This window comes from Rhizobium sp. 11_C7_N12_5 (genome assembly GCF_051811145.1).
Classification (GTDB): Bacteria; Pseudomonadota; Alphaproteobacteria; order Rhizobiales; family Rhizobiaceae; genus Rhizobium; species Rhizobium lusitanum.
On record NZ_JBPWPY010000002.1, the window covers coordinates 899,907 to 914,688 of the forward strand.

General features: G+C 61.0%; 15 protein-coding genes. 2 read left to right on the forward strand and 13 right to left on the reverse strand.

Annotated elements, in window-relative coordinates; translation table 11 throughout:
* Positions 1-19: 19 nt before the first annotated feature.
* The 6 genes from AB8B29_RS23200 to AB8B29_RS23225 all read right to left on the reverse strand — a co-directional run bounded on the left by AB8B29_RS23200 (position 20) and on the right by AB8B29_RS23225 (position 5,198).
* Positions 20-1,510: an efflux transporter outer membrane subunit gene (locus tag AB8B29_RS23200; protein ID WP_112442656.1), complete on the reverse strand. Its 1,491-nt coding sequence runs from the start codon at positions 1,508-1,510 to the stop codon at positions 20-22.
* 297 nt (positions 1,511-1,807) lie between these two features.
* Positions 1,808-2,437 carry a hypothetical protein gene (locus tag AB8B29_RS23205; protein ID WP_113119418.1) on the reverse strand — a complete coding sequence of 210 codons (630 nt, stop codon included), beginning with the start codon at positions 2,435-2,437 and terminating at the stop codon, positions 1,808-1,810.
* Between the two features lie 307 nt (positions 2,438-2,744).
* Positions 2,745-2,906 carry a hypothetical protein gene (locus tag AB8B29_RS23210; RefSeq protein WP_167669603.1) on the reverse strand — a complete coding sequence of 54 codons (162 nt, stop codon included), beginning with the start codon at positions 2,904-2,906 and terminating at the stop codon, positions 2,745-2,747.
* An 82-nt stretch (positions 2,907-2,988) separates the two neighbouring features.
* Entirely contained in the window at positions 2,989-3,840 is an 852-nt protein-coding gene (locus tag AB8B29_RS23215; RefSeq protein ID WP_037197480.1) for a helix-turn-helix transcriptional regulator, read from the reverse strand.
* 64 nt (positions 3,841-3,904) lie between these two features.
* Positions 3,905-4,132, reverse strand: a complete 228-nt coding sequence (locus AB8B29_RS23220) for a DUF1127 domain-containing protein (RefSeq protein ID WP_047640678.1) — start codon at positions 4,130-4,132, stop codon at positions 3,905-3,907.
* Positions 4,133-4,286: 154 nt separating this feature from the next.
* A complete protein-coding gene (locus AB8B29_RS23225) occupies positions 4,287-5,198 on the reverse strand; it encodes a dihydrodipicolinate synthase family protein (RefSeq protein WP_037197482.1) in 912 nt (303 codons plus the stop codon).
* Between the two features lie 149 nt (positions 5,199-5,347).
* Here AB8B29_RS23225 and AB8B29_RS23230 point away from each other — a divergent pair, with 149 nt between their 5' ends.
* Both AB8B29_RS23230 and AB8B29_RS23235 read left to right on the forward strand, forming a co-directional pair.
* Complete coding sequence (locus AB8B29_RS23230) at positions 5,348-6,052, forward strand: GntR family transcriptional regulator (protein ID WP_112442654.1); 705 nt, start codon at positions 5,348-5,350, stop codon at positions 6,050-6,052.
* A gap of 135 nt (positions 6,053-6,187) precedes the next feature.
* Positions 6,188-7,330, forward strand: a complete 1,143-nt coding sequence (locus tag AB8B29_RS23235) for a M24 family metallopeptidase (protein WP_037197485.1) — start codon at positions 6,188-6,190, stop codon at positions 7,328-7,330.
* A 69-nt stretch (positions 7,331-7,399) separates the two neighbouring features.
* Here the strand turns inward: AB8B29_RS23235 and AB8B29_RS23240 are convergent, their stop codons facing one another.
* The 7 genes from AB8B29_RS23240 to AB8B29_RS23270 all read right to left on the reverse strand — a co-directional run bounded on the left by AB8B29_RS23240 (position 7,400) and on the right by AB8B29_RS23270 (position 14,674).
* Entirely contained in the window at positions 7,400-8,449 is a 1,050-nt protein-coding gene (locus tag AB8B29_RS23240) for a DUF2278 family protein (protein WP_037197486.1), read from the reverse strand.
* A gap of 140 nt (positions 8,450-8,589) precedes the next feature.
* A complete protein-coding gene (locus AB8B29_RS23245; RefSeq protein ID WP_037197488.1) occupies positions 8,590-9,648 on the reverse strand; it encodes an ABC transporter ATP-binding protein in 1,059 nt (352 codons plus the stop codon).
* A 4-nt stretch (positions 9,649-9,652) separates the two neighbouring features.
* Positions 9,653-10,483 carry a carbohydrate ABC transporter permease gene (locus AB8B29_RS23250; protein ID WP_034510592.1) on the reverse strand — a complete coding sequence of 277 codons (831 nt, stop codon included), beginning with the start codon at positions 10,481-10,483 and terminating at the stop codon, positions 9,653-9,655.
* Positions 10,484-10,486: 3 nt separating this feature from the next.
* A complete protein-coding gene (locus tag AB8B29_RS23255; RefSeq protein WP_037197490.1) occupies positions 10,487-11,422 on the reverse strand; it encodes a carbohydrate ABC transporter permease in 936 nt (311 codons plus the stop codon).
* A 90-nt stretch (positions 11,423-11,512) separates the two neighbouring features.
* Positions 11,513-12,772, reverse strand: a complete 1,260-nt coding sequence (locus AB8B29_RS23260) for an ABC transporter substrate-binding protein (protein ID WP_037197492.1) — start codon at positions 12,770-12,772, stop codon at positions 11,513-11,515.
* A 43-nt stretch (positions 12,773-12,815) separates the two neighbouring features.
* Positions 12,816-13,982: a PLP-dependent transferase gene (locus AB8B29_RS23265; protein ID WP_037197493.1), complete on the reverse strand. Its 1,167-nt coding sequence runs from the start codon at positions 13,980-13,982 to the stop codon at positions 12,816-12,818.
* Entirely contained in the window at positions 13,979-14,674 is a 696-nt protein-coding gene (locus AB8B29_RS23270; RefSeq protein ID WP_092575761.1) for a FadR/GntR family transcriptional regulator, read from the reverse strand. Before AB8B29_RS23270 ends, AB8B29_RS23265 begins: the two co-directional genes overlap by 4 nt.
* Between the last annotated feature and the right edge of the window lie 108 nt (positions 14,675-14,782).

Here is a 14,782-nt window from a genome sequence, read left to right on the forward strand (position 1 = left end):
TAGGGTGTTCAGCATGTGATTATTTGGCCATCGTCAAATGTGGACCGGTGTCGGTATCGACCACCGCGGGTTTGGAGACGTCGACATCGCCGTCCCAGCCGCCGCCGAGCGCCTTGTTGAGCGAGATATAGTCGGTGGCGATCGATGCACGACTCTGAATGACGGCTTCCTCGGCGCTGTAGAGCGAGCGTTCGGCGTCGAGCACGTCGAGAAAGTCGGTAACACCAGCCTTGTTGAGTGTACGCGACAAATCCGAAGCACGGTTGTAGGAGCTGCTGGAGGAGACGAGCTTACCGTATTTCAATCGCTCCTGGGTGAGCGATACGACGGCGTTCTCGACGTCTTCCATCGCCGAAAGCACGGCTGATTGGTAGGCGATGAAATATTGATCGCGCTCGGCCTTGGCGACGTCGACCGCCGCCTTGAGCTGGCCGCCCTGGAAGATCGGCACGGTCAGCGAAGGACCGAGCGACCATCCGATGGAGGATCTCTTGGCGAGGTCGCCGATGCTGGCGGCGGACGAGGAGATGTCGCCCGTCAGCGAGATGGATGGATAGCGATTGGCCTCGGCCTTGCCGATCTTGGCCGTATATTGCGCAAGTTGCCGTTCGGCCAGCCGGACGTCGGGTCGTGAGACGAGGATATCGGCGGGAATGCCCGTCGAGACGCTCATTTTGGGGCTGGGAATGGGAGCGCTGGCCTTGAGCCTCTCCTCAAGTGCCGCCGGCGGCCTACCCAGCAGTACGCCGAGACGATGAACAGCTTGGGCGTAGGAGATTTCGTAGGCCGGAATATCGGCTTCGGTGCTGCTCGCCAGAGCGTCCGCCTTGGCGGTGTCGACAGCGGTGGCACTGCCCGCCAGATATTCGGCATGGGTGAGGGCGGCGCTCTTGCGCTGCGAGACGGCGGTGCGCTTGGCCAGATCGCGCAGCGCCTGATATTCGCGTGCCTGCACATAATAGGAAGCGACATCGCCGATCAGGGTCAGCATCGTGTCGCGCAACTCCTCGTCGGCTGCATCGACGCCATATTTTGCCGCTTCGGCTGCGCGCTTGTTGCCACCGAAGAGATCGAGCTCCCAGCTGGCGTCGAAACCTCCATCATATAACGTGGAGAAGGTAGCATCGGTCGCGCCGCCTGCCGCGGCTGACGTGCGCGTGCGGGTTGCCGATGCGGTTCCCTCGGCTGTCGGCAGCAAAGCGCCTCTCTGCTCGCGATAGGTGGCGCGCGCTTCGCGGATCTTTGCCTTGGCCGTCGCGACGTCGAGATTGCCGGCTATCGCCTCCTCGATCAGTGCATCGAGCGTTGGGTCCTTGAGCTGCTTCCACCATTGGGACAATTGCGGCGCCTTCGCAGGCTTGGTTCCGGCCTTGCTGCCCCAGTGCGACGGCACGGCAAGGCCAGGCGTCCGGTAGTCCGGGCCAACGACACAGCTTGTCAACGTCACGGCGAGTGCGATGGCAGCAGCAATATCCGACAACCCTGTGTTTGAAGGCGAACATATCGGCAAGATCTCTATCCCTGTTCATGGATCATGTGCGCCGGCCTCGGTTCTGGCTCGGACGGGAGGCGGAGCGTTTGAGGAGGCAATCGGCTTTCCTTCTGCGGGAAGGGACGATGAAGCTCACGCGTCATTGGTCCGGGAACGCCGGGCGGGGCGTTCCCGGACCATTCGGCCCTTTGAGGGGCCGCTCCTTCCAATCGACGAGGGCGTCCGGGGGGAATCTCGATCGGTTGGAGGCGGAGAGGAAATGGTCTGTTGTGACTATGCAGTCGGATGTTCCCTGGTCGAATCCTCGATCGTCTATCAGCGGAATGCGTGAGGGCCTGGAACGAGGGATCGTTCCGCATCCTCAAGCTTTGCAAGTTGATCGGCGGTCAGGACGTTGCGCAGGGCGACGGCCTTGCCCTTGAGGATGGTGGCCTTGGCGGCGCGATCCAGCGCGTGATCGGCGACGAGTTCGCCAAAGAGTTCTTTCTGCTTGTCGGCGTCTTGATCGGGCTGCGACGCAGCAGCGTCATCCGGGAGCGGCGGGCCGGGTGGACGATGTTTCGGAAAAGCCAGAAAATCCGACAGCGCGCTGGTGTAGTCCCGCCAGGCATCGAGCTGGGCGCTATGAATGCCGATCAGCGTTTCCATGGCCGACAGCTTGCCCGCAAGCTCGAGAGCCGGATCCGGCCCATGATGGAAGCCGCCGGGCGGCTCGTTTGGCGGCATGGGCATGCCGGCGCCGAAGGCTATCATCGGCCCTTCGGGATGCGGACCCGGGCAGGGCCAACCGCCCGGCGCCATGCGGCCCGGCATGGGTTGCGCCGCCTCGATGCCTGGGGGCTTCTGCGTGTCGGGTGTGGCAGCCGGCTCGGCGGCGAGCGCGGAAACGGCAATGCCGCCGATGGCTGTTATCAACAAAGTTGCGACGATGTGTCGTTGCCTCATGATCAGTACCTTCATTACGATTTACTGATGCTGAGGCTAGCGAGGCCGTATGAATGCAATAGGTCCCGATATTTCCGAATGTTTCTTGGCGAAGGAATGTTGCGAACGAAGTTTGCTGGGAGCGCGGTGGCAACAATTCTTTACAACTTTCCTGCGGAGGACACGTAGGGGGTGAAATCTGCGGTCCGTCGCACCTGGTGCCTATATTTTCCTTTGAATCATCATGGAAAGAGCCGCGCCTTGGGCGCGGCTCTTTCCATGATAATGGCCCGATGAAAGCGCGGCTCGAGCCGCTTCGGTCCCGTCTCTATTCCTTGCTGCTCAACGCAGCCGAGGTTGACTGATCGGCTTCCCTGAGTGCGGCGGCGCACTCCTCGCAGCAGACCTCGACCGACTTGCCGCCGAGGTTGACCTTGATGGTCTCTGCACCCAATTCGCAGTCGCAGGCGGCGCATGTGGTTCTCTTCATCTCATAACCCTTTCCTGAATGATCCCCCGATCGGGGCAGGGTCATGAGAGCACCGTTGGCCCTATCGGCGCTGTCGGAATCTTTAGCGACTGATGTAGCGCTTCGGTTTCAGCTGCGCGGAACGCTGAAATTCCGCGGGTGTCAGGCCATAGGTCTGCTTGAAGGCGGCGCTGAAATGGCTGTGGCTGGAAAAGCCGAGATCGAGGCCGAGCATGGTCAGGTCGTCGTACCGGCCAAGAAGGTCGAGCGCGCGGGCCAGCCGCAGCCGCAATTGATAGCGATAGAGCGGCATGGCTTCGACCTGCTGGAAGACCTGCGTGAGGTAAACCGGCGAGACACCGACCTCCTTGGCGATCTCTGCGAGCGTCCATCGCCGGGCGAGATCGGAAGACAGGACGAGCTTCGCCCGATCGACAAGCTTCTGCCGGCCAAAGCTGGCGCCGGCCGCATGTGATGTGCGCTCGCCGAGCGATCGGCGCACCAGGGTCAGTGCCAAGGTCTCGCCCTCGAGGCTTTCGGCTATGTTGCGGCTCAGGCCGTGGCGAAGAAGGGCGACGAGCGCCTGCGCGCGCGGGTCGACGCGACGGCGTTGGCGGCGGAAGACGACGCCTTCGCCGGCCTGCACCTGTTCCTTCGGCGCAAGCTCTTGGAGTACAGCCTCATCGATCGCCAGATCGAGACAGGAATCGCCACCCTCGACCGGGTGGCTGATCCTGTAATCTTGTCCGCCGTTGAAGAAGATGACCTGATTGGCCTCGGCGACAACGTCATTCTGGCCGACATGCCGCTTGAAGACGCCGCGATAGGGGTAGACGAGGCTTGTCTTGTGAGCGCATTCCTCGTCGCTCTTGTGGCGGCATTCGCCATTGCAGACGACATCGCGGATCATGACGGTTTTCGTCTTCAGCAGCAGAGCCGTCGAAATTTGTGACATACCGCAATCCCCATCGAGCCGTAGGGCTCCGCTGCCCGAGCTTAACACATCTCGCGCCGGCTTTTTAGTAGCGGCTGTAAACATGAACGTCGCTTCCCGCTTGACCGCGCGAAAGCCCGATATCCTTCAGCTGATCGTCGGAGAGCTCCAGAAGTGCGTTTCGATTGCGCCGTTCAGTCATCTTGTGCATCAGCAATCGCGCAACGGCTGCGATGGCAGAGAGGGGCGTGCGCCGAACCTTGAGGCCGACACGAATGCGCGCGGATGAAATTGTGATGCTGGGGCTTTGCATGGTGATCCTCCACCGTTGGTTTCGATGGAGGCAGTCAACCACTCCCGCGGCGTCCGCGCTGTCAGATAATTTAGCGATCGAACAGGGCCGATCGTTTCGCCGCAGGGGGGAGGCAGCCGGCAACCGCTGTCGCAGCGGTCGCCGGCGTTTAAAATCAGGCGGCGGTACGAACCTTCGACGGGCGGGTGGCCGCTGCCTTTTCGACCATCGCGGTAACCTCGGCGCGACGGGCTCCGGAAAGCGGCAGGCGCGGCATACGGACGCGCTCCGAGCCACGGCCCATGATCTGCTCGGCAAGCTTGATGGACTGCACGAGATCATGCTCGGCATCGAGATGCAGGAGCGGCATGAACCAGCGATAGATCTTGCGTGCTTCCTGCCAATCGCCACGCTCGGCGGCGGCAACCAGTTGCACCGATTCCTGCGGGAAGGCGCTCGTCAGGCCGGAGACCCAGCCCTTGGCGCCGAGCATCAGGCCCTCAAGCGCGACATCGTCCAAACCTGCAAAGATATCAAAGCGATCACCGAAAGCATTAATGAGATCCGTGAAGCGGCGCGGATCCGGCGCGCTCTCCTTGACGGCCTTGATGTTCGGCACGTCGGCAAGCGCCTGCAGCACATCGGCGCCGATGTTGACGCGGTAGGCGGGCGGATTGTTGTAGAGCATGATCGGCAGGGAGGTCGCTTGCGCAACAGCGCGGAAATGCGCGATCAGTTCTTCAGGCTTCGGCACATAGACCATTGCCGGCAGCAGCATCAGGCCGTCGGCGCCGAGCTTCTCGGCATCGCGGGCGTAGGCGACGGCCCGGCGCGTATCGAGTTCGGAGACGCCCGTGACCACAGGCACTCGACCGTTGACCACCTCGACGGCGGCCTTGAGGATGGTGCGCTTTTCCTCCGGGTCGAGTGAATTGTTCTCGCCGCATGTTCCCATGACGATCAAGCCGTTGACGCCATCGTTGACGAGCGCGTCCTGAACGCGCTGCGTTTCGGGGATATCAACGGAAAGATCTTCCTTGAATTGCGTCGTTACGGCGGGAAATACGCCCTTCCATCCTGTCGTCATCGTTCGATCCTCATTGGAGATGAAGGTCTTATATACAAACTGTCGACAAAGCTCAAGAAGCGTGGCATGAAAGTTTAACAAGTGGTGGCCGGCCTTGCCGGGGCATGTGAAAAGGCAATATTGGAGCCTTGGCTGCGAGGGGTATCCGAATGCAGAGTGATGCGGAAAATGTGCGGGTGCGGGGGTCCGGCACGCAGAGCGTCTATGTGACGCTGCGGCGGGAGATATTGTCCATGGCTCTCGAGCCAGGAAGCCCGCTCGACGAGGTGCGGCTTTCGGAGCGTTTCGGCATGTCGAGGACGCCGGTGCGCGAGGCGCTGCTTCGCCTTGCCGCCGACGGACTGGTAACGACGCTTCCGAACAGGAACACCATCGTCGCCACGATCGATTTCGCCGGCCTTCCCACCTATTTCGAGGCGCTCACGCTGATGTATCGGGTGACGACGCGTGGCGCGGCGCAGAGACGCGATGCAGCCATCATGCGAACCATTCGCGCCCATCAGAAGGATTTCGCCGACGCCGTGCTTGCGCGCGATGCCTTCGCGATGATCGAGGCGAACCGCGAGTTTCACGTCGCCATCGCCGAGCTCGCCGGCAACCCCTACTACACGACATTTTTCACGCGCCTGCTCGACGAAGGGCGACGCATCCTGCGGCTCTATTATTCCACCTTCGATGACCGCCTGCCGCGTCAATATGTCGATGAGCATGAAGAGATGATCGCCGCGATCGAAGCCGGCGATGTCGAGCAGGCCGATAGGCTCGCGATCGATCACGCCGCCCAGATCGTCCGACAGATCCAGGATTATATCGCCCGTGACATGGATAGGCCAGTGGCGGTCAAACTGGGCTGAAAGCCGGCCACGCAAGCGGCCGGTAATGACTGCATTTTATCTGTCGACATTTTGCCTACAGGGTCGCTAGTGTCGATATCATTGTGTATGGCACCAAAGCGCATTCGCCTGGGATCATTGAGGAGAGTTGAAAACATGTCGTGGCAGCATCCCGTACCCCGGATCACCCAGGAGGAAAGGCAGGAGCGCCTTTCAAGGCTTCGCCGGCTACTCGATGCACAAGGCCTGGCCGGCATGCTGATCGGACCGAGCGAGAGCCTGCGCTATTTCACCGGGCTTGTCTGGCACGCGAGCGAACGGTTCCTCGGGGCGTTGGTCACGCCGACCGAGCTTTATTACATCGTCCCCGGCTTCGAGCGCAGCCGCGTCGAAACCTTGCCGCGGCTGCCTGCCGAAATTCTCGAATGGCAGGAGGAGGAAAGCAGTGCCGCGCTGATCGCACGTCTGCTCGGCGATGCCGGTGTTCTGGCACTTGACGACAGCATGCCGCTTTTCTTCTATCACGCTCTGGCGGCCAAGCTCGGGACTGAAAGGCTGACGAACGGCGGGCCGATCATCAATAGCCTTCGCCGGATCAAATCGCCTGCTGAGATCGCGCTCATTCACTATGCGATGAACCTGACGCTCGATGTGCACAAGCAAGCGCATGCCTTGCTCAAGCCGGGAATCCGCGCCTCCGAGGTGGTGGAATTCATCGACCGGCGGCATCGGGAGGCGGGCGCCCATGGCGGCTCGACTTTCTGCATCGTGTCCTTTGGCGAGGCAACGTCACTCCCGCATGGCGCCAATGGTGACCAGACGCTCGGCGAAGACGATGTCATTCTCGTGGACACCGGTTGCCGCATCGACGGCTATCACTCCGACCTGACGCGAACCTACAAGCTGAAGACAGGCGACAGCGCCTTCGAACAGGCCTGGGCGATCGAGCGCGATGCGCAGCAGGCCGTTTTCGATGCCGCAAAGCTGGGCGCAACCTGCTCAAGTCTGGATGATGCTGCTCGTGCCGTGCTTGCCAGATATTCCCTGGGGCCGGATTATAAGCTGCCAGGACTGCCGCACCGCGCCGGCCACGGCCTCGGGCTGGAAATCCATGAGGAGCCCTATATCGTGCGCGGCAATGCGACGACGCTTGCTGCCGGCATGTGCTTCTCGAACGAGCCGATGATCGTCTTTCCGCAGAAATTCGGTATCCGGCTCGAGGACCATATCCACATGACGGCGGATGGTCCGCGTTGGTTCACCCAGCCGTCCAAGGGGCCGACCGAACCATTTTCCTGATGGCAGGCGACCCCGGCGCTCCGAAGGGAACTAGCGCCGGGAAATGCCTGAAGAACGTATGAGCCGTGCTCACGCCTGGAACGGAATGGTACGTCCCGGCTGCTTTGCCTGATCCTTGGTATAGGAGACACCGTGGACCTTGATGCCCTGCGCATTGAGCAGGGTGATGATCCCGCCCTTGTTTGAGAGTGCAACGGGAGGGTGGATTTCGACAACCTGCGTCGCGCCGGCAGCAATCGAACCTGCGAGCGGCATTGCGTTCTTCTGCTTGTCCTTGATTTGCCAGCCGGTGAGATCGACGGGCACATCGGCGGTATTCAGCAGCGTGACGGTTTCGCGTTCGGGCGTCTTAACGTCGTTGACATAGGCGGCGATGATGCGCACCAGCCCGTCCGGTACATCGAAGGTCGGGATGGCATCACGGTCGACCGGCGCATGCGGCAGGTTCGGATGATCCCGGCTCGGCGCGACGATGACGGACCCGTCCGTGTCGTCCGAATGCCACGCCTGCGTCTGGAATTTCATGAAGATCGCGACCCATTGCTGCTCGCGAGGAAACTCCAGTATCAGGCCGCCGTCCTGCCACGGACCGTTCTGAGAGGCGTATTTTCCGCCCGGATTGCCCTGATTGAAATGGATGTCATGAATGCCGCGGCCGGGTTTGAAGCCGAAATATTGATCCGCCTTGCTATTCTCCGGTCCCCAGGTCTCGCCAAAGGCATAGATCATCGCCTGTTCGTCCGACATGGCGCGCTGAATGTAACTATCGATCTTTTCGTTGAGATCGTTGTCGGGGCCTGCCGCCGAAATCGGAAGCGGTTTCAGTTCCCAGGGCTGCATGAGATTGCCGCGAATGAAATCGAGCGCGACGCCACCGGGTTGGCTGGGCGTCGGGTGCAATCCTTCCGGCAGCTCGGCCAGCTGTGCCGTGATTGGATGTTCAAAGCGGTCCCGCACGAGGAATTCGACCTCGCTTCCGTCCTGCGAACGCACATTGACCGCGATGCGATACAGCGTTCCATTTTCCGAAACGAGCACCTGATAATGCGGGCTTGAGCCGGTCGCCAGGCGATTGTTGATGGGTCTGCCTTTGAGCACGGCGTAATTGTTAAGCGGCATGACATCCTCCCTGGTCTATTTAAGGAAGAGCATAGTGTCGTACTTGAATGAAACTTCTGCGACATTAGAAGATAGCCGCGCGCGCGTCAAAGTTCTATCGGTTTGCGCGATTTGGCTCCGGCGAGGAAAAAAGTCGTCGCTTAGGTCGCCCTTTTTCCCTCTTCATCGAAGACGTGCAGATGCTGCGGCGGAAAGGCGACATTCACCTGGGTACCGGCGCTCAACGCACTGCGATCCAGCGTGAACACCTTGAACGGCAGGCCATGCAGAGAAAGGTGCAGGATGATGCCGAAACCCGTAGGCTCGAGAAGCTCGACATTGGCGGCCATATCGGACTGATCCGAAGAGAGGACGACATGCTCAGGCCGGATGCCGAGGGTCGCCCTGACGCCTGACCGCAAGTTTAGCGGCGCCGGTAGCGGCACGACGGTGCCGTCCTTCAGCTTCATGCTGCCCGTTTCATAGGTCGCATCGAGAAAATTCATGCCGGGTGAGCCGATGAAGCCGGCAACGAAGAGGTTGGCGGGGCGGTCGTAGAGCTCAAGGGGGCTCCCGACCTGCTGGACCACCCCGCCATGCATGGCGACAATCCGGTCCGCCAGCGTCATCGCCTCGATCTGATCGTGGGTGACGTAGATCGATGTCGCTTTCAGGTCGCCATGCAATTTCTTGATTTCGGCCCGCATCTGTTCGCGCAGACGGGCGTCGAGGTTCGACAGCGGCTCGTCGAAGAGGAAGGCTTTCGGCTGGCGCACGATGGCGCGTCCCATGGCGACGCGCTGACGCTGGCCGCCGGAAAGCGCCTTCGGGCGGCGCTCAAGCAGGGGGTCGAGGCCGAGCTTCGCGGCAGCTGCCGCGACCGCTTTCGCGATACTCTCCTTCGCCATCTTCCGAAGTCGCAGGCTGTAGCTCATGTTGCCGGCGACATTCATATGCGGATAGAGCGCGTAGGACTGGAAGACCATGGCGATGTCACGGTCCTTCGGATGCAGCTCGTTGACGCGCTTCTCGGCGATACGGATCTCGCCGCCGCTGATGTCCTCCAAGCCGGCGATCATTCTGAGCAGGGTCGACTTGCCGCATCCCGATGGGCCGACGAGGACGACGAACTCCCCATCCTTGATCCTCAGATCGATGTCGTGCAGCACCTGCACATGGCCGTAGGCCTTCTTGACGTTCTGGATATCGATCGATGCCATGTGACTAACCCTTGACCGCGCCGGCCGTCAGGCCCTGCACGAGATAGCGTTGGATGAGCAGGAAGAAGAGTGCGGCCGGAATGAGCGCCATGACGCCCGCTGCCATCATCTGCCCGAAATCCACCGAGAATTTCGAGACGAAGGTGAGAAGCCCGACCGGGAAGGTCGCGGCCTGATTGCCGTTGATCAGCATGAGCGCGAAGAGCAGCTCACTCCAGGCGGCCGTGAAGACGAAACCGAGCGTCGCGGCGATGCCGGGCAGCGTCAGCGGCAGGATGATCTGCCGGAAGGCGATAAACTGGGTCGCGCCGTCGATCATGGCAGCCTCTTCCAGATCCTTCGGAATGCCGTCGAAGAAGGACTGCATCAGGAAGGTGGCGAAGGGCACGTTGAAGGCCGTGTAGACGACGACGAGGCCGGTGAGACTATTTGTCAGATGCAGCGGCGTCAGGATCTTGAAGATCGGCGCCACCAGCATGACCAGCGGAAACATCTGGGTGAGCAGCATCAGCGCCACGATCCAGTACTTGGCGCGGAAGTTGAAGCGCGAGAGCGCATAGCCGGACAGCGAAGCGCAGATGGTCACCGCAATCGCCGTCGAGCCCGAGACGATCAGGCTGTTCTTGAAGAATGTCGGGAAGTCGCTGTGCTGCAGCACGAAAGCATAGTGTTCCCATGTCGTGCGCGAGGGCCACATGCGCACGCCTTCCGTATAGAGCAGGTCGTTCGGCGTCACCGAGACCTTCAGCAGCCAGAAGAGCGGGAAGAGCGCGAAGACGACGTAGCAGAGGATCGCCAGGCGATGCGCGATAGTCGGGAGAACGGATCGTCTCATGGCTCAATCCTTGTTCAGCAGGGTCTGCCGCAGCAGGATGATCAGCATGGAATAGGCAAGCAGCAGGACCAGCAGCACCAACGCGATGGCCGAGGCATAACCGAAGTCCAGCCGCCTGAAGGCCTGCGTGAAGATGTAGCTCGCGACGATCTGCGTGCGGTCGGCCGGTCCGCCGCCCGTCATGACGACGATCAGGTCGGCGAAGTTGGAAACCCAGACCGTACGCAGGAGTACCGTGATGGCGATGGTCGGCGCGAGGAAGGGAAGCGTGATAGAGCGGAAGCGCTCGAACCAGCCGGCGCCATCGATGGAGGCCGCTTCATAGAGATCGCGCGGGATTGCCTGAAGCGCGGCCAGCAGCGTGATCGCAAAGAAGGGGATGCCCCACCAGACATTGGCGATGATCGGCCCCCACATCGCATAGTGCGGATCGGAAAGAATGTTACCCGGCTCGCTCATCAACCCCATGGCGTAAAGCCAATGCGGGATCGGGCCTATGACGGGATTGAAGAGCCATGACCAGTTGAGGCCGGCCAGGAACGAGGGAACCGCCCAAGGCAGGAACACCAGCGCCTGCACGATCGACCTGCCGAGGAAGGGCTTGTCGAGCAAAAGGGCGAGGATCAGCCCGAAGATGAATTGCAGCACGACGGATGCGCCGGTCCACCAGAGCGTGTTCTTCAGCGCGCCGTAGAAGGCTGCATCCTTGGAGAGGTCGCGGAAGTGCTGCAGGCCGATGAAGCCGCCCGAAAATGGATTGAGCAATTGGATATCGCGAAATGCGTAGGAAATGCCGATCGCCAGCGGCACCAGCATCACGGCTATGATGAGGATGAGGGCAGGGGCGCTGTAGAGATAAGGCTCCGAGGCGTCGGCGAGGCGTTTCAGCCACGGCCTTTGGTCGTGACGCCTGTCGAGCGTGTCGGTGATCGAAGTCATCTGCAAGAGTTCCCGTTCGCGGCGTTCGGACGCCGTCTGTTTCAGGTGGGCAAGAGCGGCGGCGGATCGCTCCGCCGCCGGATATGTGGATTATTTCTTGGCAAGGAACTTCTGCTGCGCCTTGGTCAGATAGTCTGCCCACTGATCGGCAAGATCCTTCGCGGAGATATCGCCGAGCAGCGCCTGCTGCGAGGTCTTGATGGCGAGCGAATCCTTGAAGAAGGCGAATTCCTCAAGGTAGGTCGGCATCACTGTCGGAACGGTGTCCTTGTCGGCCAGTTCCTGGAACCAGCCCTTGAACTGGTCACCCGCATAGAAGGGATCCTTCTCCGCCGCCGTATAGGCCGGCAGGGCGCCGATCTTCTTGTTCCAGGTGAGGTTGCCTTCCGGCCCCTCGAGCGTTGCGATCAGCTTCCAGGAGAGATCCTTGTTCTGGCTGGTGGAGAACATCGACCAGCCGCCATAGCCGATGGTCGGGAAGGATTTTCCGTCCGGTCCCTTCGGCAGCGGCGCAACGCCGAAATCATCCTTTTTCATGCGCTCGGCGACGGCAATCAGGGCGTCCGGATCCTGGTCGAGGAAGGCGCAGGTGCCGGAATAGAAGCCGGCAACGACTTCGTTGAAGCCCCAGTTGACGCTATCCTTCGGCGCCAAGCCTTTCTTGTAGAGGTCAACCATCCATTCGATGCCCTTGGCCCAGCCCGGGCTGTTCATCGTCGAGGTGCCGTCATCCTTGAAGTATTTGTTGTCGCCGGCCATGGAGGCGGCAAAGATCATCCAGCCGTTCAGGCCGCCAGGCCCGCCGCGCATGCAGTAGCCATATTTGCCCGGCAGCTTCGAAACCGCTTCGGAAGCCTTGACGAAATCGTCCAACGTCTTCGGCGGCTCGCTGACGCCGGCGTCCTTCAGAAGCTTCTTGTTGTAGAACATGGCGCGCAGATAGAAGCCGTAGGGCAGCATATAGGCGGTGTTCTTCACGTCGCGGCCGAGCTGGAGTGCGCGCGGCGTCAGTTCCTTAGTATGGTCCCACTTCGCCAGGTAAGGTTCAAGGCTTTCGAGCATGCCGTTGTTACCATAGAGCGAAAGCCAAGTGTCCGGCATTTCCATGACGTCGGGCGTGTCGCCGGCAGAGACCATGGTCGCGAACTTCTGGAAGGCTTCGTTCCAGGGCAGCGAGATGATATCGACCTTGGTGCCGGGATTGGCTGCTTCGAACTGGGCGACGATCGACTTCAGCGTCTCGGTGCGCTCCGGGCTGGTGATCACTTCGACGAGCTTCAGCGTCGTGTCGGCAAAGGCCGTGCCGGCCATCATGGCGGTGAAGAGTGCTGCGGTTATCAGTCTTTTCATGCTTGGTTCCCCCTTTTTAGGTTTTCCTTTTGGGTTGCTGACGTCACGAGGCGGCGGCGATCGCCTCCTCGAGTTCTCTCCACAGCGCCTCGGTTCCTTCGAGGCCGATATGGAGCCGCACGGAGCGTGGATTGATGCCGAATGTGTGGGCGGAATTCGGCTGCGCCTTTTGCTGCAGCACGACTTCGCCAGGCACGATCAGGCTCTCATGCCCGCCCCAGCTCACGCCCAGTTTGAAGAGCCTGAGACGGTCGGCGAAGGTGCGGATATCCACGCCTTCACGGAAGATGAAGGAAAACAGGCCAGACGTGCCGTTGAGGCCGGAAGGCAACCGATTGGCAAGGCCCGGATGGCAGACCTGCTCGACGACGTCGAGTTCCTGCAGCCGCTTGGCAATCGTCATCGCCGCGGCTTCATGTGCCTTCATGCGGATCGGCAGGGTGCGAAGGCCGCGGATCAGGAGCCAGGCATCGAAGGGCGAGAGCTTGCCGCCGAGATAGGGATAGGCTTCGGCTTTCAGCCGCGCGATCATCTCCTTCGAGCCGGCCACCACACCCGCCACCACATCGCTGTGGCCGCCAAGATATTTGGAGGCGGAATGGATGACGAGATCGACGCCGAGCTTCAAGGGCTGCTGGAAATAGGGAGTGGCCCAGCTGTTGTCGATCATCGAGACGACGCCGTGCTTCTTGGCAAGGGCTGCGAGAGCGCCGACATCGTGCGCTTGCATGACCCAGCTCGTCGGGCTCTCCATATAGAAGACCTTGGCGCCGGGCAGGGCCTTGGCGACGGCTTCCTCATCGCGGCCATCGACATAGGTCACTTCGACCTTCATGCGCTTCAGAACCGTGCCGAAGAGACGGAAGGCATCGGGATAGACATGCTTGACCGCCACGATCCGGTCGCCCGGCTCGACGAAGCTCAGCACGGCGGACGAGATTGCGGCCATGCCGCTTGCGAATCCGAGCGCATCCTCGCCGCCTTCGAGCTTAGCCAGCATTTCCTCGAACATACGCACGGTCGGGTTGAGGCCGCGCGTATAGATCGGCCGCACCTTCTCGCCGCGATAGGAGGCGATCATCTCGTCATAGCTGGAGAAGGTGAACAACGATGTCTGAAAGATCGGCGGCACCACGGCCTCGGCGAAATTGCCTTCGTCGTGGGCTGTTATGAGGGACGCAAGATCGAACGGCTCTAGCCCGTCAGTCATTTGGACATTTCCTTGATGTCTTCCTCGACGACGTCGAGAATTTTCAGTGTTTCGGCGCGCGCCGCTTCGGGATCCTGGTCGACGATCGCGTTGAACAGGGTGCGGTGAAAGGGAAAGGATCGGCGGGCGAAGTCCTGCCGGTCGAATGGATGAGACCAGAAGCGCTCGAAGGTTTCGCGCATCTGTTCGAGCAGTTGCTTGAACAACGGATTGTGCGTGGCGTCGTAGACTGCCAGGTGAAAGGCGAGATCCTCAGGTCCAGACGTGCCCTTGGCCATGTGGACGCGTTCCATCTCGTTGAGCTTCTGCTCGATGATGACGATGTCCTCGGAGGTGCGTTTCCTGGCCGCCACCATGCCGGCCTCGCATTCGATGCCGCGACGAACCTCCAGCGTCTGCAGCAGAGCATCGCGCAGATGCGGCGGGTCGAGCGACAGGGGCATGTGGATGGTGCCCTTGGAAACAGGCTTCAGCAGATAGGTGCCGCTGCCCTTGCGGGTTTCCATGACACCCAGAGCCTGGAAATAGGTGAGCACCTCCCGGATGGTCGAGCGCCCAACGGAAAGCGCCGCCATCAACTCGCGCTCCGTGGGCAACCGGTCGCCCGCCCGGAGTTTCGACGACTCGATGAAGGTCGACAGCGCGTCGATGACTTGCTGCGTCCGGTCGATGGAGGGAAGGGGTGTGAGCATCGTCTTGATCATGGGTCGATAAATTGGTCTGACATCTGCCATCAGGTCAATCTCTTTTTCCGGTAAGCCGAATTTTTCTGTGTTCGGCATCAAGATTGAGCGGATCCA

Coding starts and splice junctions, on each gene's coding strand:
- AB8B29_RS23265 (WP_037197493.1), bottom strand. CDS start 13,982: ATGACTGACGGGCTAGAGCCGTTCGATCTTGCGTCCCTCATAACAGCC.
- AB8B29_RS23245 (WP_037197488.1), bottom strand. CDS start 9,648: ATGGCATCGATCGATATCCAGAACGTCAAGAAGGCCTACGGCCATGTG.
- AB8B29_RS23220 (WP_047640678.1), bottom strand. CDS start 4,132: ATGCAAAGCCCCAGCATCACAATTTCATCCGCGCGCATTCGTGTCGGC.
- AB8B29_RS23225 (WP_037197482.1), bottom strand. CDS start 5,198: ATGACGACAGGATGGAAGGGCGTATTTCCCGCCGTAACGACGCAATTC.
- AB8B29_RS23240 (WP_037197486.1), bottom strand. CDS start 8,449: ATGCCGCTTAACAATTACGCCGTGCTCAAAGGCAGACCCATCAACAAT.
- AB8B29_RS23255 (WP_037197490.1), bottom strand. CDS start 11,422: ATGACTTCGATCACCGACACGCTCGACAGGCGTCACGACCAAAGGCCG.
- AB8B29_RS23235 (WP_037197485.1), top strand. CDS start 6,188: ATGTCGTGGCAGCATCCCGTACCCCGGATCACCCAGGAGGAAAGGCAG.
- AB8B29_RS23250 (WP_034510592.1), bottom strand. CDS start 10,483: ATGAGACGATCCGTTCTCCCGACTATCGCGCATCGCCTGGCGATCCTC.
- AB8B29_RS23230 (WP_112442654.1), top strand. CDS start 5,348: ATGCAGAGTGATGCGGAAAATGTGCGGGTGCGGGGGTCCGGCACGCAG.
- AB8B29_RS23270 (WP_092575761.1), bottom strand. CDS start 14,674: ATGCTCACACCCCTTCCCTCCATCGACCGGACGCAGCAAGTCATCGAC.
- AB8B29_RS23260 (WP_037197492.1), bottom strand. CDS start 12,772: ATGAAAAGACTGATAACCGCAGCACTCTTCACCGCCATGATGGCCGGC.
- AB8B29_RS23210 (WP_167669603.1), bottom strand. CDS start 2,906: ATGAAGAGAACCACATGCGCCGCCTGCGACTGCGAATTGGGTGCAGAG.
- AB8B29_RS23205 (WP_113119418.1), bottom strand. CDS start 2,437: ATGAGGCAACGACACATCGTCGCAACTTTGTTGATAACAGCCATCGGC.
- AB8B29_RS23215 (WP_037197480.1), bottom strand. CDS start 3,840: ATGTCACAAATTTCGACGGCTCTGCTGCTGAAGACGAAAACCGTCATG.